At 66.6% G+C, this 16,736-nt stretch carries 13 protein-coding genes and 1 tRNA gene; 7 read left to right on the top strand and 7 right to left on the bottom strand.

What is annotated here, in order from left to right:
- Positions 1-1,921: beta-L-arabinofuranosidase domain-containing protein (locus tag IE88_RS0109570; RefSeq protein ID WP_036766972.1), on the top strand; the 1,921-nt coding region annotated here is incomplete at its 5' end.
- 22 nt (positions 1,922-1,943) lie between these two features.
- Here the strand turns inward: IE88_RS0109570 and IE88_RS0109565 are convergent.
- Positions 1,944-3,083 carry an aldose epimerase family protein gene (locus IE88_RS0109565; protein ID WP_031553635.1) on the bottom strand — a complete coding sequence of 380 codons (1,140 nt, stop codon included), beginning with the start codon at positions 3,081-3,083 and terminating at the stop codon, positions 1,944-1,946.
- 289 nt (positions 3,084-3,372) lie between these two features.
- Here IE88_RS0109565 and IE88_RS0109560 point away from each other — a divergent pair, with 289 nt between their 5' ends.
- Complete coding sequence (locus IE88_RS0109560; protein WP_156032535.1) at positions 3,373-4,437, top strand: glycoside hydrolase family 43 protein; 1,065 nt, start codon at positions 3,373-3,375, stop codon at positions 4,435-4,437.
- 67 nt (positions 4,438-4,504) lie between these two features.
- Here IE88_RS0109560 and fsa read toward each other — a convergent pair whose 3' ends face one another.
- Positions 4,505-5,158, bottom strand: coding sequence for a fructose-6-phosphate aldolase (gene fsa, locus IE88_RS0109555; protein WP_031552282.1), 654 nt, complete (start codon positions 5,156-5,158; stop codon positions 4,505-4,507).
- A 315-nt stretch (positions 5,159-5,473) separates the two neighbouring features.
- Between fsa and IE88_RS0109550 the strand changes: the two genes are divergently transcribed.
- From IE88_RS0109550 to IE88_RS17355, 5 genes are all read left to right on the top strand, one after another.
- The gene (locus IE88_RS0109550; protein ID WP_156032533.1) at positions 5,474-5,854 is read left to right on the top strand and encodes a hypothetical protein; all 381 of its coding nucleotides are present in this window, start codon (positions 5,474-5,476) and stop codon (positions 5,852-5,854) included.
- A 69-nt stretch (positions 5,855-5,923) separates the two neighbouring features.
- The gene (locus IE88_RS0109545; RefSeq protein ID WP_031553629.1) at positions 5,924-7,171 is read left to right on the top strand and encodes a TolC family protein; all 1,248 of its coding nucleotides are present in this window, start codon (positions 5,924-5,926) and stop codon (positions 7,169-7,171) included.
- Positions 7,168-8,826 carry an efflux RND transporter periplasmic adaptor subunit gene (locus tag IE88_RS0109540; RefSeq protein ID WP_051881826.1) on the top strand — a complete coding sequence of 553 codons (1,659 nt, stop codon included), beginning with the start codon at positions 7,168-7,170 and terminating at the stop codon, positions 8,824-8,826. The genes IE88_RS0109545 and IE88_RS0109540 overlap by 4 nt, the downstream gene beginning before the upstream one ends.
- Positions 8,826-12,020, top strand: a complete 3,195-nt coding sequence (locus IE88_RS0109535) for an efflux RND transporter permease subunit (RefSeq protein ID WP_051881824.1) — start codon at positions 8,826-8,828, stop codon at positions 12,018-12,020. The genes IE88_RS0109540 and IE88_RS0109535 overlap by 1 nt, the downstream gene beginning before the upstream one ends.
- A complete protein-coding gene (locus tag IE88_RS17355) occupies positions 12,017-12,436 on the top strand; it encodes a copper-binding protein (protein WP_051881822.1) in 420 nt (139 codons plus the stop codon). Before IE88_RS0109535 ends, IE88_RS17355 begins: the two co-directional genes overlap by 4 nt.
- Positions 12,437-12,857: 421 nt before the next feature.
- Here IE88_RS17355 and IE88_RS0109525 read toward each other — a convergent pair whose 3' ends face one another.
- From IE88_RS0109525 to IE88_RS0109510, 5 genes are all read right to left on the bottom strand, one after another.
- Complete coding sequence (locus tag IE88_RS0109525; protein WP_031553620.1) at positions 12,858-13,100, bottom strand: hypothetical protein; 243 nt, start codon at positions 13,098-13,100, stop codon at positions 12,858-12,860.
- 177 nt (positions 13,101-13,277) lie between these two features.
- On the bottom strand, positions 13,278-13,703 hold the full coding sequence (locus IE88_RS18145) for a hypothetical protein (RefSeq protein WP_156032531.1): 426 nt from the start codon (positions 13,701-13,703) through the stop codon (positions 13,278-13,280).
- A 1,576-nt stretch (positions 13,704-15,279) separates the two neighbouring features.
- Complete coding sequence (locus IE88_RS0109520) at positions 15,280-15,648, bottom strand: RHS repeat domain-containing protein (RefSeq protein WP_031553616.1); 369 nt, start codon at positions 15,646-15,648, stop codon at positions 15,280-15,282.
- Between the two features lie 235 nt (positions 15,649-15,883).
- Positions 15,884-15,973 (bottom strand) — tRNA-Ser (locus IE88_RS0109515).
- 68 nt (positions 15,974-16,041) lie between these two features.
- Positions 16,042-16,734: a hypothetical protein gene (locus IE88_RS0109510; protein ID WP_031553613.1), complete on the bottom strand. Its 693-nt coding sequence runs from the start codon at positions 16,732-16,734 to the stop codon at positions 16,042-16,044.
- Between the last annotated feature and the right edge of the window lie 2 nt (positions 16,735-16,736).

Raw genomic sequence — 16,736 nt, 5'->3', positions numbered from 1 at the left:
CACGACCGTCGAGCGCGACGGCGAGATCCTCGACGGCAAGATCGTCTTCGAGGAGATCCGCCGCGGCGAGATCCACACGGGCGGCTTCGACATCAATGGCGGCTGGGTTCCGCTCTACACCTGGCACAAGGTCCAGGCCGGCCTCATCGACGCCTACCGGCATGCGGGCCTCGAGGAGGCCATGCCGATCCTCCTCGGCATGGCGGGCTATCTGGCCGACGTGCTGGAGCCTCTCGACCACGGGCAGATGCAGAAGCTCCTGGCGGCGGAGCATGGCGGCCTCAACGAGGCCTATGCCGACCTCCATGTCCTCACCGGCGAGAGGCGCTGGCTCGACCTCGCAAGGCGGCTCCGGCACGAGGCCGTCCTCGACCCGCTCGCAGAGGGGGTGAACGCGCTGCCGGGCCTGCATGCGAACACGCAGATCCCCAAGGTCATCGGCCTCGCCCGCCTTTACGAGACAGCCGGCGCGGAGGCCGATGCCGCCGCCGCGCGCTATTTCTACCGCACCGTCACCGATCACCACAGCTATGCGATCGGGGGCAATTCCGAACGCGAGCATTTCCGGCCGCCGGACGTCATCGCGGGCGCCCTCTCAGACCGGACCTGCGAGGCCTGCAACAGCTACAACATGCTCAAGCTGACGCGGCATCTCTACGCCTGGGAGCCGGACGCGGCTTTGTTCGACAAATACGAGAACACCTACGTCAACCACATCCTCGCCCATCAGCACCCGGACACGGGCATGTTCGTCTACTTCATGCCGATGTCCTCGGGCGCCTACCGGACCTATTCGACCCCCGAGGACAGCTTCTGGTGCTGCGTCGGCTCCGGCATGGAAAGCCATGCAAAGCACGGGGACAGCGCCTTCTGGCAGCGCGGCGGCGAGGCGCTGATCGTGAACCTCTACATGCCCGCGCGGGTGGACTGGCGCGAGGGCGGCATGAGAGTGCGCCTTTCCACATCCTTCCCCAGGAGCGAAGAGGTCGCGCTGACCGTGGAAGAGGCACCGCGCGGGCGGCGGACCTTGGCGCTGCGCCTTCCCGGCTGGTGCGCCGCCCCCGAGATGGCCGTCAATGGCGAACCGGTCGAGGTCGGGACCGGCCCCGGCTATGCCGAGCTCACCCGCCGCTGGCGCGAGGGCGACCGCGTCGAGGCGCGCTTTCCGATGCGGCTCGCCGTGGAGCCCTCCCCCGACGAGCCCGGGACCGTCACCTTCCGGCACGGCCCGCTCGTCCTCGCCGCCGATCTCGGCCCCGCCGACGAGCGCTATGATGTGCTGCCGCCCGCTCTCGTCGCGCGGGAGGCGGAAGACGCCCTGCGCCCTGCGAAGAACGATCCCTTCGCCTACGAACTGGCGGCTGCGGTTCCGGCGCCCGTCACCCTCCGTCCCTTCTACGACCAGTATGAGCGCAGGACGGCGGTCTACTTTCCGAGCTTCACGCCCGAGGACTGGAAGGCGCAGGAAGCGGCGTTCCGCGCCGAGCAGGCGGCGCGGCGCCGGATCCAGGAGCGGACGCTGGACGTCATCCATCTGGGCGAGATGCAGCCGGAACGCGATCACGACTTCGCCTCGAACCAGTCCGATGTCGTCGCCTTCGGCGGCCGCAATGGCCGTCAGGCCTGGTGGGGGGTCGGCAATTTCATCGAGTTCGACCTCGCCGTCGGCGAAGGACCCGTCATCCTCCAGGCTCTCTATTGGGGCGAGGAGGTCGACAAGAACTTCCAGATCCTCGTCGACGGGCAGAAGATCGCGACCGAGCGCCGCGCCGTCGCGCCGAGACCCGAATTCGTCACGGTCGCCTATCCGCTGCCCGAAGAGCTGACCCGCGGCAAATCGGAAATCCGCGTCCGGTTCGAGACCCTCGGCACCGACGCGCCGGTCTATGAGTGCCGGACCCTGAAAGCGCAGGAAGCTTGAGGCTCCCTGCGCCGTCCGAGCCTCACTCCCCGCCGCGCTCTTCGGCCGACATCCTGACGACCATCACATTGCGATAGGTCTCGCCCGGATCGAGCCTGGCGGAGGGGAAGTCCGGCTCATTGGGGGAATTCGGATAGGTCTGCGGCTCGAGGCACAGCCCGTCGCCCTGGCGATAGATCGTGTCCGCCTTCCCGACCACGGTCCCGTCGAGGAAATTGCCGCTGTAGAACTGGATCGCCGGCTGATCGCTCAGGACCTCCAGGACCCGGCCCGAGACGGGGTCCTCGACGCGCGCGGCGAGGCGCAGCCTGCCGGAACGGCCGTCCAGGACGAAATTGTGGTCATAGCCGCGCGCGATCCGGAGCTGCTCGTTCGCGCCCGCGCGGATCCGGTCGCCGATGCGCATGGCTTGCGTGAAATCGAAGGGCGTGCCCTCGACCTGCACCACCTCCCCGGTCGGAATGAGGTTCTCGTTGACCGGCGTGTAGCGGCTCGCGACCAGCGTCAGCTCCTGATCGAGCACGCTCTCCATCGCTTCGTGGCCCGAGAGGTTGAAGAAGCTGTGATTGGTCAGGTTCACGATCGTCGGCGCGTCGGTCGTCGCCTCGTGCTCGATCCTGAGCTCGTTGCTCTCGGTCAGCGTATAGGTCACGGTCGCCGTAAGAGTGCCGGGGAAGCCCATTTCTCCGGCCGGGCTCTCATAGGTCATGGTGACGCTCGAGCGGCGGCGTCCATCCTCGACATCGGCGATCGTCCAGAGGCGCTTGTCGAAGCCGTCCGTCCCGCCATGCAGCGTGTTCGTTCCCTCGTTCTGGATGAGATCATAGGTCTCGCCGTCCAGCTCGAAGCGGCCTTCGGCGATGCGGTTGGCATAGCGGCCGATCGTGGCCCCGAAATATTGCGGGTTCGCGAGATAGCTCGCCGCATCGTCATAGCCGAGGACGATGTCGTCGAATTCCCCGTCCGCGTCGGGCGCTTTCAGAGACTGGAGCGTCGCGCCGAGCGTGATGATGCGCGCCTCGATCCCGTTGCCGTTCGACAGGACGACCGCCTCGACCGCGCGGCCATCGTCGAGCGTGCCGAAGGCTTCCCGCTCCGCCTCGGCGGCCGAGGCGGTTCCGGCCATCATCATCAATGCGCCGTGGATGATCAGAGCTCTCATTCCAGTAACCCTTTCAGTTGGTCGGCAGGCCCATCGCCGAACCTAGCCGCTGCCGCCATCTCGGAGCCAGCCAAGGAAGGACGCCGGACAGCCGATCGCAGTTCCGGCCCGCCGATTCTCGTGGCGCCAGAAGACGATGACGCGCGGCTTCGGACAACTGCCAAGCGCCGGGAAGACTCCTCCTGCAAACCATTACTTTGGACGCGCCTTGGCCGAACTCTTATCTCTTCGGGCACCGAACCCGGCAATGGCGGGCTCCCGCCTGTCGGTATGTGGGAGGAAAAAAGACATGAAGACGAAGACGATCCTGATCGCTTTGTTGTGCAGCGCAGCGCCCTTTGCGGCCTCGGCCCAGGACACGACCGAAAGCGGCGCGAGCACGCGGGCGGACGTCCAGGCCGCCGCGAAGCAGGAAGCCGAAGCCCGCTACGACAATCCCCTGATCGAGCAGCGCGCAGATCCCCACATCGTCCGCGGCGAGGACGGAACCTACTACTTCATCGCGACCGTTCCCGAATATGACCGGCTCGAGATGCGCAAGGCGGAGTCTCTGGAAGGCCTGGCCGACGCCGAACCGATCGTGATCTGGCGCGAGCACGAAACCGGCGAGATGGGCTCGCATATCTGGGCGCCGGAACTCCACCGCATCGACGGCACCTGGTATATCTATTTCGCCGCTGGCGGCGCGGAGAACGAGTGGGACATCCGCATGTATGCGCTGTCCAATCCTTCGGACGACCCCACGACCGGCGAGTGGACCGAAGAGGGGCGGATCGAGACCGACCGCGCGGATTTCTCTCTCGACGCCACCGTGTTCGAGCATGACGGCGAGCTCTATTACATCTGGGCTCACCGCCTCCCGCGCGAGTACCACAATACCGGCCTCAAGATGTCGCGCATGGCAAGCCCGACCGAGCTTACGGGCGAGGAGATCGTCCTGACCGAACCGGTCTTCGACTGGGAAACGCGCGGCCACTACGTCAATGAAGGCGCTGCCGTGATCAAGCATGACGGCAAGATCTTCATCACCTATTCGGCGAGCGCGACTGACGCGAACTATGCCATGGGTCTTCTGTGGGCCGACGAGGATGCCGACCTGATGGACCCCGAGAGCTGGAACAAGTCTCCGGCGCCGCTCTTCTTCACCAATGAGGAGTTCGACCGTTACGGGCCCGGCCACGCCCAGTTCACCGTCAACGAGGACGGCGAGGACGTGCTGGTCTATCACGCGCGCGAATACGAGGAGATCCCCGGCGGCGAGCCGCTCAACGATCCCAACCGCCACACCCGCGTGAGGGTCTTCACCTGGAACGAGGCAGGCTTCCCCGAATTCGGCCAGAATAGAGGGGACTGAGCCCCGGCAGCGGCTCGGGCGGGCAGGCCTGTCACGGCCCGCCCGCCCATGCTGTTGTGCCCCTGCCCTAAAGGATGCTCTGTCCCGTGCCCTTCCAGTCCTTGACGAAGTCGTCGAGGCCCTTGTCGGTGAGGGGGTGCTTGATCAGCTGTGAGAACACCTTGGGCGGGATGGTGGCGACGTCGGCGCCGGCGAGGGCGGCTTCCTTGACGTGGACCGGGCCGCGGATCGAGGCGGCGAGCACCTGCGTCTCGTAGCCGTGCTGGTCGTAGAGGATGCGGATCTCCTCGATCAGCTCCATGCCGTTCATGCCGAGATCGTCGAGCCGGCCGATGAAGGGCGAGATGTAGGTCGCGCCCGCCTTGGCCGCGAGCCAGGCCTGCGCCGCGGTGAAGCAGAGCGTCACATTGGTGTCGATGCCGTCTTCGGTCAGCTCGCGGCAGGCCGAGAGCCCCTCGAAGGTGAGCGGCAGCTTGACCACCACGTTCGAGGCGATGTCCGAGAGGATGCGCCCCTCCTTCACCATCACTTCCGCCTCGGTCGAGGCGACCTCCGCGGAGACAGGACCGTCGGTCATCTCGCAGATCTCCGCCACCACCTCCTTGAAGTCGCGGCCCGACTTGGCGATCAGCGAGGGGTTCGTCGTCACCCCGTCGATCAACCCCGTCGCGAACGCGCTCTTGAGCTCGCCCGTCTCCGCCGTGTCGAGAAAGATTTTCATGGCCGTGTCTCCCTTCGTCGTGGCCCGGAGCGGCCGGAAGGTCCGCCCTGCCTTGATACTGGCGCATAGCTGGATGCCGTCTTCCGCATAGCAGGCGGGCCGGGCGCTGCGGCGCGACGGGGGCGGTGAATTCGTTTCCAGACACGCGGAACTGAAATTGCCCGCGCTCGGGCGGCCTGGGGATCGGCAAGGACGCATCTGCGCCCCAGGAAGGGGGACAGTCGAGCGGACGCGCGAGAAAATCGCAGTCGCGGCGCCGCTGCCCCGCCGTCTGACCGACATTGTTTCTTTTCCCCGCGCTGCTAAGACCAGCGGGTGACGATGCGTCCGCTTCTCTTCGCGATCATGATGATCGCCTTCATCGCGGCGCCGCTGCTTGCCTGCTGCGGCGCGCAGGCAGCTGACATGCCGCCGCCTGCGCCCGCGGCCCATGACTGCGCGCACGGCCCCGCCATGGACGCGGCGGACACGGCGTTCCACCTCGATTGCGACGGCTGCGGCGACTGCAATCCGGGCGAGCAGACCATCCTCTCATCGCCCAAAAAGGTGGAAATCTGCGCGGCAGATGCGCCGGTGGCGCCTCGCATCGGGATGCCGGAACCCTCGATCCTTGCGGTCGGCCGCTTCGCCCGTCCACCGGCGACGGCGCCGCCAAAGGCGAGCCCCGTCCGGCTCCATACGAAAATCACGGTCTAGCTGACGCGACGCTCCCGCCCCGCGCGCCACTGCGCGTGCGGGTTTTCGCTCGCTCAGCAGGACCGAACCATGCCCTTGTCCCTCCGCCGGATCTTCCTGTCCGCTCTCGCCATCGGCGCCAGCGCGACCTCCCTTGCCGCCGCTCAGCCCTTCGCCGAACTCGAAGCCCGGCTCGAGGAGCATCCCACGCTCGTGGCCATCAGGCTCGAAGCGGCAGCGCAGCGGGAGCGCGCCCGCGCGGCAGGCGCCCTGCCCGATCCCGTCCTGAGCGCGGGGGTCAACAACCTGCCGGTCGGCGATCCCGGCTTCGACCGCTTCCTGCCCACGCACAAATCGCTTGGCGCGCGGCAGTCGATCCCGGACGGCCTGACGCGCCGCGCCCGCACGGCGCAGGGGCTCGCCGAGGCCTCCACCACCGAGCTGCGCCTCGCAGCGGAGCGGGCCCGTCTTCGGGCGCGGCTGATCGGCCTGCTCGCCGAGCGGGAGGCGGTCGCGGAACGCTCCTCCGTCCTCGCGCGCCAGGACGGGGTCTATGCCGAGCTTGCCGACACGGTCGAGGCCGAGCTCGCCGGTGGCCGCGCCGTCGCCTTCCGCCTGGGCGAGGTGGACGCCGAGCGGGCAGGACTTGCCGAAGCCATCGCGGCCCTGGCGGGCGAGCGGGCCAGGGTCGAGGCGCAGCTTGCCGAACTGGTCGACCCGGTTCCCGAAGGTCTCGCCGGGCCGGATGTCGAGGTCGCAGCCTGGTCGGGCGCAGCGCGCGCCTTCTACGACGTCGCACTCGCAGCACGCGGGATCGCGCGGGCGGAAGCAGGCGTCGATCTCGCTCGCGGCGCCTACCGCCCGGACTGGGGCATCGGCGTGACCTATCAGCAGCGGGAAGCGTCCGCAGCAGGCGTGACCATGCCCTTCCCCGGCGATGACTGGGTCTCGGCGCAGGTCACCTTCACCGTTCCTCTCTATGCCGGACGATCCCAGGCGCCGCGCCTTCGCGCCGCGCGCGCGGAAAAGGCCGCGGCGGAAGCCCGCATGCAGGCTGCGGCGCGCACCGCCCGCGCCCGCTACGAAGCGCTCGCCGCCGAAGCTCGGGCCGCGGACGAGGCGGAGGAGGCGCTCCGCCGGCGGATCGCGGCGCTCGAAGAGCGGATCGCAGCATCGCGACGGAATTACGAGGCCGGTTTCGGCGATTACGCCGCGGTGCTGGACGGCGAGATCGCGCGGCTCGGCCTCGAGGCGCAGCTCGCCCAGGCCGGAGCCCGCAGCACCATGGCCGCGGCGCAGGCGAACAGCCTGCTGATCGAAGAGGGAGAGGAACGATGAAAACGGTCCTGATCGTCTTCGCCGCCCTCTTCTCGCTCGGTGCGGCAGCCGCGCAGGAGGCAGAGCGCTGGACCTGTCCCATGCACCCGCATTACGTCGCCGACGAGTTCGGGACCTGCCCGATCTGCGGCATGGACCTGGTGCCGGTCGAGGCGGATGCGGCCGAAGGCGCCGTTTCCGTCAGCCCGGAGGTGATCCAGACCATGGGCGTCGTCACGGCGCCCGCGGCGGTGTCGGACTTCGGCCGGATCATCCGCGCATACGGCACAGTGACCGCGAATGAGCGGACCGAAGCCGTGGTCGCCTCGCGCGTCACGGGCTGGATCGAGGACCTCGCCGTCGCCGCCGAGGGCGATGCGGTCGAGGAAGGCCAGCTCCTCTACCGCCTCTACAGCCCGGACATCACAGCGGCGCTGGCGGACTATCGCGCCGCGGGAGGCGCCCGGCGCGAATCGGCCAGAGCGCGTCTGCGCTCGCTCGGCGTTCAGGACCAGGCGATCGACACCCTTTCCCAGAGCGGAAACGAGGGGGTGCCGGTCTTCGCCGAAGCGGACGGCATCGTCGCCGAGCTGTCCGTGCGCGAAGGCGCGTACTTGCGGCCCGGCGACCCGATCATGGTGCTGCAGAACCTTTCCACCGTCTGGATCTCGGCCGCGATCGAGCCGCGCGACCTGCCTTTTGTCGAGGCAGGCACGCCGGCGGTCGTGACAGTGACAGAACTCTCCGGTCCCATCGAAACGGTGGTGGACTATGTCCACCCCTCCGTCGACGCCACCACCCGGACGGGCGAGGCGCGCCTCGTCCTAGACAATGCTGAGAGCCGCCTCGTGCCCGGCGCCTATGCCGACATCGCGCTGAGCGTGAATGCCGCGCCCCGCCTTGCCGTGCCGACCGAAGCCGTTCTGCGGGACGGGCGAGGCGCGCATGTCGTCGTCGCGCTCGGCGAGGGACGCTTCGCGCCGCGCGGCGTGCGCACGGGGGTCAGCGCGCTCGGCCTGACCGAGATCACCGCCGGACTGAGAGAGGGCGAGAACGTCGTCGTCTCCGGCCAGTTCCTGCTCGATTCCGAGGCGAGCCTGACCGAGGGCCTCGCGGACTACGCGCCGCCCGCCGCGGTGGTCGCGGGGCCGGACACGCCGCTCTCCGAGCTGCCGCTCGATCAGGACGCGCTCGCCGCGATCACCCATCTGCCCGATGCCGCGCTCTACCTGCACGAGGCGCTGGTCGACGGCTACGCCCCTCAGCCGGGCTTCCTCGAGACGACCATAGAGGTCGGCGAGACGCTGCGCGCCCGCTATGCCGGCACGCGCCTCGAAGCCGTGGTCGCGGGCGCGCAGGACGCGCTGCGCGCGGCGCAGTCCGCCGAGAGCGAAGCGGCGATACAAGCCGCGCTCGCCACCCTCATGTCCGCGCTGGAGCCCTGGATGCTGGAAGGCGCCCCGGCCCGCTACGAGGCGGTCGGTCTCGACCTCTACCGCACCGAGAATGGACGCCTCTGGCTTCAGGAAGGCGGCGAGCCCGTGAGCCCCTACGGCCCAGCGTCCTTCGTCCGCGTGCCCTGGCCCGAACCGATGGCGATGCCGGAGGCGCCAGACCCCGTCCGGCCGCGCGCCGCGCCCCTGGAGCGGGACGCCTCGGCGGAGCACGCGCACTGATGGCCGAGCTCGCCGGGAACGACCCGTCGCGCTCCTGGGTCGCGGGCGTGATCGAGTGGTCGGTCGAAAACCGCCTGATCGTGCTCGCGCTCAGCCTCGCCCTCGCCGTGGCGGGGACGATGGCGGTCCTGCGCACGCCGCTCGACGCGATCCCAGACCTCACCGACACGCAGGTCATCGTGCGGACCGACTTTCCGGGGCAGTCGCCCCAGGTCGTCGAAGACCTCGTCACCTATCCCCTTTCCTCAGCCCTTCTAGGCCTGCCGCGAACGGAGGACGTGCGCGCTTCCTCCATGTTCGGCACGAGCTTCGTCACGGTCGTGTTCGAGGACGGGACCGACCTCTACTGGGCCCGCGACCGGGTCGCGAACGCCCTCGCCCGGGTGCGGGCGGAACTGCCCGAAGCGGCGCAGGTGCAGATGGGCCCCGACGCCACGGGCGTCGGCTGGGTCTATCAGTACGCGTTGATCGACCGGACCGGACAACGCAGCCTGGCCGAGCTGCGCACCATTCAGGACTACTACCTCAAGCTGGAGCTGACGGCGCTCGACGGTGTCGCCGAGATCGCGTCCGTCGGCGGCTATGAGCGCGAGTATCAGGTGCTGGTCGATCCGAACCGCCTGCGCGCCTTCGACGTGCCCCTGACCCGCGTCGCGGAGGCGATCCGGTCGTCTTCTGGCGAGGTCGGCGGGCGGACGATCGAGCAGGCCGAGACGGAATACGTCGTGCGCGCTTCCGGCTATGTGGATGAGCGGTCGGACCTCGAGGACGTCGTCGTCAACGCCCGCGACGGCACGCCGGTCACCCTCTCCGACCTCGGCCGGATCGTGGAAGGGCCAGCGCTCCGCCGCGGTGTCGTGGACCTCAACGGAGAGGGGGAGGTCGTCGCGGGTATCGTCGTGATGCGCGATGGCGAGAACGCGCTGGCGGTCACGCAGGCCGTGCGGGCCCGTCTCGCCGAACTCGCGCCCGGCCTGCCCGAGGGGGTCGAGATCGTCTCCGTCTACGACCGCGGCCCGCTGATCGAGGGGGCGGTCAGCTACCTCGAGCACAAGCTGATCGAGGAGGGCATCGCCGTCGCCCTCGTCACGCTGATCTTCCTCCTCCATGCCCGCGCGGCGCTCGTCGCGCTCGTCACCCTGCCGCTCGGCGTTCTCGCCGCCTTCGTGGTGATGAACGCGCAAGGGGTGACCGCGAACATCATGAGCCTCGGGGGCATCGCCATCGCCATCGGCGCCATGGTCGACGCCTCGATCGTCATGGTCGAGAACGCGGCGCGCAAGCTGTCAGAGGCGGGACGGGTGAGCGAAGCCGAGCGCCGCCGCATCGTTGTCGACGCGGCCAAGGAGGTCGGCCCCGGCATCTTCTTCTCCCTCCTCGTGATCGTGGTCAGCTTCCTGCCGGTCTTCGCGCTGACCGGTCAGAGCTTCCGCCTCTTCAGCCCTCTCGCCTTCACCAAGACCTACGCCATGGCCTTCGCCGCGGCGCTTTCGGTCACGCTCGTCCCCGTACTGATGGTCCTGTTCCTCAAGGGACGGGTGCGGCGGGAGGACCAGAACCCGGTCGCCCGCCTCTTCGTCCGGGCCTACAACCCGATCCTGGCGCTCGCGCTGAGGCGGCGGCGATGGACGCTCGCGCTGACGGCTCTCCTGACGCTCAGCGCATTGTGGCCCGCGGCGAAACTCGGCTCGGAGTTCATGCCGCCGCTCTACGAGGGTGAGCTCCTCTACATGCCGACCACCCTGCCCTCGGTCAGCCAGACCAAGGTCCGGCAGATCCTTCAGCAGACGAACCGCGCCATGCTCACCGTGCCCGAGGTGGCGAATGTCTTCGGCAAGGCAGGGCGCGCGGACACGGCGACCGACCCCGCGCCGCTCACCATGATCGAGACCTGGGTCGAGCTGCGCCCCCGGTCCGAATGGCGCGACGGCGTGACGGCGGAGGACATCACGCGGGAGCTCAACGCGGCGACGCGCATGCCCGGCCTCGTCAACTCCTTCGGCTACCCGATCAAGATCCGCATGGACATGGTCTCGACCGGCGTACGCACGCCCGTCGGCATCAAGGTGACCGGCGACGACCTGGGCACGATCGCCGAGGTGGCGAGAGCCGTGGAAAGCGCGGTTCAGGACGTGCCCGGCACGCGCTCGGCCTTCGCCGACCGCGTCCTCGGCGGCCGCTATGTCGAGGTCGAGCCGGACCGCAGCGAGCTCGCCCGGCGCGGCATCGACATGGGCACCTTCCAGATGGTCGTTCAGACCGCGCTCGGCGGCAGCGTCCTGACCGAGGCCGTCGAGGGCCGCGAGCGCTACGGCATCGTCCTGCGCTATGACCGCCCCTTCCGCGACACGCCCGAGGCGATCGAGCGCGTGCTCGTCCCGGGTCCCGGCGGCGCGCATTTCCCGCTCGGCGAGGTGGCGAGCGTCGCCTATGCCGACGGCCCGCCCATGATCCGCTCCGAGAATGCGAGGCTGACGGGCTGGGTCTTCGTCGATATCGAAGGACGCGATCTCGGCGGCTACGTCGCCGAAGCGCGCGAAACGGTCGCGGCGGCCATCGACCTGCCGCCCGGCGTCGCGCTCGAATGGTCCGGCCAATACGAGGAGCTGGAAGAGGCCCGGGCCCGCCTCGCCATCGCCATCCCGGCCGCGGTCGGGCTCGTCTTCCTCCTCCTCATGCTGCATTTCGGCAGGCTCGACCGGACGCTGATCGTGCTCCTGTCCCTGCCCTTCGGCCTGATCGGCGGGCTCTGGGCCGTCTACCTCGCGGGCTATGATCTCTCCGTCGCCGTCGCCGTCGGCTTCATCGCGCTTGGCGGGATCGCCGTCGAGACGGCTGTCGTCATGCTGCTCTACATCGACCAGCAGCTGCGCGAGGCGCGCCCCGAAGACGAAGCGGCGGTGGGCCGCGCGGTCGTCGCGGGCGCCGTCGCGCGGGTGCGGCCGAAGCTGATGACGGTGACGACGATCATCGTCGGCCTCGCGCCGATCTTCCTCACCGACGGCCTCGGCGCGGACGTGATGCGCCGGATCGCCCTGCCCATGCTGGGCGGCATGGTGACGACGACGCTCCTGACGCTGATCGTCATCCCGGTCGTCGTCGAGGTCTGGACCCTCCGCTCCCTTTCCCGCCGCGGCGGACGGATCTCCGGATCCCGCCGCATCCCCTCTGCCCCCAAAGGAGAACTGACATGAAACCGATCCTGGCTGCGACCGCATCCTTGCTGCTCCTCGCAGCCTGCGGCGAAGACGCCGCAGATACCGATATCGCCGAAACCGAGACCACCCAGGCCATGGATAGGCCAGACGGCATGGATCACGGTGCGATGACCGCAGCCGAGACAGGCATTGTCCGGGGGCGCGTGGTCGCAGCCGAGGGGTCAAGCCGCATCCGCATCGCGCATGATGCGATCCCCGCGGCCGGCATGGATGCGATGACCATGAGTTTCGAAGCCATGCGCGGCGTCGCGCTCGACGGGCTGGAACAAGGCGACGAGGTTCATTTCCGCCTCGAACGCGGCCGCGACGGGACCTATCGGATCTCGGCGCTCTGCGGCCTGGAGGCTGCGGATCACGAGGCTTGCATGGCAGCGATGGCGAACGATCGCTGAAGCCGGCCTCCCGAGCATTCAGCCTGCGGCAGAACCTCTTCCGCCAAAGGGCGGCAGGCCGCCGCAGGCCCTCTCAGGCCCCTGCTCGATGCCCGGCTTCGAGGAGACGCTCGAGGATGGGACTGAGAAAGGAGCGTTCGCCGCGGGCGGTTGCCGCGGCGGCCCAGCAGACACTGCGCCCCTTGGCGCCTGTCGGCAGCCCTGCCTGCGACAAGCCTTTAAAAGTATGCCTGTCGCAGCCGAAAACGCTCTTCTCCCGCTCGCACGAGCCGAAGCGCCTGTTCCGACCAGAAGTTCGGGACTGCGTGGCGGTGGAAGCAGTCCGCTCGAACTCTGATCTCCGCGTCTGCACGACTTTGGAAACAGGGACTTATAGCGAACAGCGCGCAGTTTGGCGCACGTTCTGCGGGAGTACTGCGCTCTAGCCGAGCGAGATATCGCCGACCTGCAGCCCTTCGGGCGTCCCGATGCGCAGGCGCGATGTCGTAGAGGTCGCGGTGGCCGCCTCGCCGAAGCGCGTCTGCACGTCGAAGGCGAGAGCGGTCACGGCCTCCCCGCTCGGCGGAAGGTCGCTTGCAGCATTGAGCGGCAGCACCCAGTCCTGCGCAGCGGCCGTGCCGAGAGCAATAAGCGCAATCGGCGCGCAATGGAGAAACTTCTTCATGATCGTAGCTCGCTCCCCAGCGCATCCAATCGGTAGATCAGGCACGGGTCTCGCGCAGGAACCACCAGCAGAACGCAAAGGAGACGAGAGAATTAAGTGGACAAACGATCACACCGGCTCCGAGCTCTGCGTACGCTCACACGCTGCACAGTGAGAGCTGTCCGCCTGGCTTAAGAATTATACGCCCCCGAGGCATTCGGCGCTCGTCATACGCTTGCCGCGCCTCGTGACAATTCTTCGCCCTAAGCGATCCTGCTCAAGACACTGCACCACTAGCCAACTCCTGCCGATCTCCATCTGCTGGCGCCGAAGAGAATAGACGGTTCCTTCGTCAATCTCGTACGCGACCTCACCTGACGGCAATAGAATTGCTTGAGGGGATCCGTGCATGATGTTGCCCTCTGGGGCATTCAGGCCAATCCAGCGATACGTATCTTCTTTCAAAGAACCGGTATAGGTCCTGCCGTCGCTGCCTTCGTAGCGGATTGTTAACGATCCCTCGGCCGCCAGCAGAACCGGCGGCTGTGATATTGGTGGTACACTGAAGGTCTCACATGCTGCGAGGAGCGTAAGGCCGGCGAGCTTCAGCGACCACTCCACCATGCACCAGGCTCGTGAGGGTTTGCGTACCATTGCGCGTCATTCTCCATGCTGTTGCCATACACGCTGGCGATACCGCCGGACAGCGAATAGACCGGAAGGTAGAAGGGTCCCAGAAGCTCTGCCTGGTAGGTGTGCCCTCGTGCATGATCACCAAACACAACATCACCATGGCGCCACCCCTTGGAGTTGCCTGGTCCGTAGTACGCACCCGCGCCTGAAGGAGATGTGTCGCCGCCGTAGATCACTGCGTTATCGAGCGTTAACTCACCACCATTGAACGCCTCCAGCCCGGCGAGTGCCGCAACTACTTCGCCGCCGTAGGCGACCCCTATTCATGAAAAGCTTCTTGCGCTCGTCTTGCCGCCGCTGGCAGCAGCCCTCTATCTGAGCCTATGCTGATTGCTGCACCACGAGTACGAGTAACGGACACACAAAATAGTTTTCAGCCGCGCCCTCCTTTCCAATACTCTTTCGAATCACGATTATGATTCTGTCCCAATCGATAAGCACTTTTGAGCCTTAATATTTTTTCCCGAAGCCATGACCATTCTTCTGCCGAGCTGCTCCCGTTCTAAGCACTGAACAACTACATAACCCCTCTCGAGTTTTTGCTGTTGGCGCCGGAGAGATCTGATAATCTCGCTGTCAACCTGATATACGATTGTGTCGGATTTTTCCATGATCTGATATACGCGATTACTTCTCTGATTATCAGATTCATTATGATTGACAACAAATATATATTGTCCAGCGTTAAGAGTATAAGCGTACACTTCTCCGTCCGAACCAATCGTTCGAAATAGCAGAGGTCCCTCAGCCGCCACCAGAACTGGCGGACTCACTATAGGATTATAAACTAGCTCACACGCCGACAGCATAAAAAAAGTACCAATCTCATCTTCCACTCTACCATGCGCCATTTTCGTAAGGGTCAGCGTAACGCTGTGCATCGTTCCCCATTCTGTTTCCATCAACATCAGCGACAGCCCCAGACAGGAAGTAAACCGGAAGATAAAACGGCCCCAGAACTTCTGCTTGATAGGTATGCGCCTGTTCGTGCTTTCCCAGGGAAAATAGAGGGTGGTCCCAATCGCCCTAATAGGCACCCAAGCTGCCCGGCTGACTTTCTGATCCGTATATTACAGAGTTCCCCAATGTCAAAGCCCCTTTCCCAAGAGCCCCACCAAGAAACTGAACCGCGCTGTTACCGAAACTGATCCCTACTTCGTTACCCAGCAGTGCACCAATTGTTATGTTCGCCATTCCCAACGCAGCGCCGACGAGGGTATAAGGAAGCGTCCACACCTTCCCGAGCAGTGAACCATTCGTTTGCTGTTGGGTAGCTTTGATCTGATCCACGGTAGGAGGCTGCAACGGCTTTCCTAGGCGCATGCCTGCAATACCGTAAGCCCTTCCGCCATCCGCAAACGCTGCTCCCCCACCCATCGCTGCTATCGGCTCCGGAGAAACATATGATCCGCCAGTAACCGCACAGCTAGCTGGCTTTTTTGTGGTAGCAGTACGCCTGATTCTCGATCCTGTGCAGGTATAGGTTCCGTTATTCTGAGCCATGCCACTAGGATTTGAGAGGCTCACTGCCCCCCCCCCCCAAGCCGATCGGGTCGGACTGCAGGAAGCGGCCGAGGCGGGGAGAATACGCCCGCGCCTTGGAATGCCATAGCTCGGTGCCGCCGATCTTCGTCTGACCGATATAGCCGAAGCGGCCGGTGTGGCTGCCGGTCGGCACGCCCCACTCGTCATAGCTGTTCTGCGCGATCTTCTTGCCGTCGTCGCCGGTGATCAGCACGATCGGGCCGCGCTCGTCGGCGAGGGGGAAGCGGCGGCTCTCCGGTCGGTGCAAGGTCCTTCCCCTCGTCCGCGTGGTGACGATCGAAGCGATGAGCTGCGCCTTCTCCTCGACCTGCCCATGGAGAGGACTTGCCATGTCCGAAACCGCGGGCGGACCGCAGTTACTTCCCTCGGTTGATCGAAATATCCCTGTTCCGCGCCGAGACCGTCCCAACCATTCTTGCTGCAGAGTCCTCGCCCGGAAGGGTCGCGCGAAGAGCCCTGTTGGGGCCGGAAAAGGCGGCGCCGGACATGAAATGAGGCTGAAAAGGCGGGACAGCCAGGGCAGTTGGCGCCGAAGCGCCTGTTCCGAGCAGAAGTTCGGGACTGCGTGGCGGAGAGAGAGGGATTCGAACCCTCGGAACCCTTGCGGGCTCAACGGTTTTCGAGACCGCCCCGTTCGACCACTCCGGCACCTCTCCGTTCCTCTTGCGCTGCGCCGAGGCGCCCGCGTGAGGAAGCGCGTAAGTGGCCCAGCCTGCGGCAAGAATCAAGGGGTGTCGGAGCGGATTCCGAAGGCTTCTCGAGGAAGCGGCTTGGTCCAGCCCGGAACGCGCGGCGGCTTCTTCGCCTCCCACCCGGCGGCGGCGAGAAGGCCTGCGATATAGGAGTTCGAATTGTAGCCGCCCGACCAGCTGAACGGGACCATGTCGTAATCGGTCTCGTCCGCATAGGCCCTGTCGGCGGCGAAGAGATATTCGACCGCCTCGCGCTCGGTGATCTCTCCGCGGGTCACGCCGGGATGCTGGATCATGGCGTCATAGGTGTCGGGGAGGAGCTGGTTCACATCCCAGACGCGGTTGAGGTCGGAGACCAGCGTGCCGAAGAGCGGGTTCATGTTCTTGGGCCCCGCCCCCATCGTGCAGAAGCGGCTGCCATCCGGCAGGACGTATTTGAAGCGCTTGTCCCCCTCATAGGCGGGATGACCTGCGGAGATGATGGCGAGATAGGCATGGTCGCGGCGCGCGAAGACCGGATGGCATTGCAGCCGCACCTCGATCCTGGGCGTATCGGTGCCGAGCCCGCGCCGGCCGAGCGCCAGCGCGTCGAGTTCGTGCAGGACCGCATCGGCGCCCGCGCGCAGGGCCGCGTCGTAGAGAACCGCCTCGGCGGAGGGGTCGATAGCGATGAGCGCCCGCACCGGCGCCGGGTCATCGGCCGCGGCGATATCGGCGGGCGACATCG

This window comes from Parvularcula oceani, assembly GCF_000733125.1.
GTDB classification, from domain to species: Bacteria; Pseudomonadota; Alphaproteobacteria; order Caulobacterales; family Parvularculaceae; genus Parvularcula; species Parvularcula oceani.
Note: the sequence above shows the minus strand (reverse complement) of the source record. Positions and strands in the feature narration are given on the sequence as shown.

Coding starts and splice junctions, on each gene's coding strand:
- IE88_RS0109520 (WP_031553616.1), bottom strand. CDS start 15,648: ATGGCAAGTCCTCTCCATGGGCAGGTCGAGGAGAAGGCGCAGCTCATC.
- fsa (WP_031552282.1), bottom strand. CDS start 5,158: ATGAAAATCTTTCTCGACACGGCGGAGACGGGCGAGCTCAAGAGCGCG.
- IE88_RS0109525 (WP_031553620.1), bottom strand. CDS start 13,100: ATGAAGAAGTTTCTCCATTGCGCGCCGATTGCGCTTATTGCTCTCGGC.
- IE88_RS18145 (WP_156032531.1), bottom strand. CDS start 13,703: ATGGTGGAGTGGTCGCTGAAGCTCGCCGGCCTTACGCTCCTCGCAGCA.
- IE88_RS0109560 (WP_156032535.1), top strand. CDS start 3,373: ATGAAGACGAAGACGATCCTGATCGCTTTGTTGTGCAGCGCAGCGCCC.
- IE88_RS0109540 (WP_051881826.1), top strand. CDS start 7,168: ATGAAAACGGTCCTGATCGTCTTCGCCGCCCTCTTCTCGCTCGGTGCG.
- IE88_RS17355 (WP_051881822.1), top strand. CDS start 12,017: ATGAAACCGATCCTGGCTGCGACCGCATCCTTGCTGCTCCTCGCAGCC.
- IE88_RS0109535 (WP_051881824.1), top strand. CDS start 8,826: ATGGCCGAGCTCGCCGGGAACGACCCGTCGCGCTCCTGGGTCGCGGGC.
- IE88_RS0109545 (WP_031553629.1), top strand. CDS start 5,924: ATGCCCTTGTCCCTCCGCCGGATCTTCCTGTCCGCTCTCGCCATCGGC.
- IE88_RS0109565 (WP_031553635.1), bottom strand. CDS start 3,083: ATGAGAGCTCTGATCATCCACGGCGCATTGATGATGATGGCCGGAACC.
- IE88_RS0109510 (WP_031553613.1), bottom strand. CDS start 16,734: ATGTCGCCCGCCGATATCGCCGCGGCCGATGACCCGGCGCCGGTGCGG.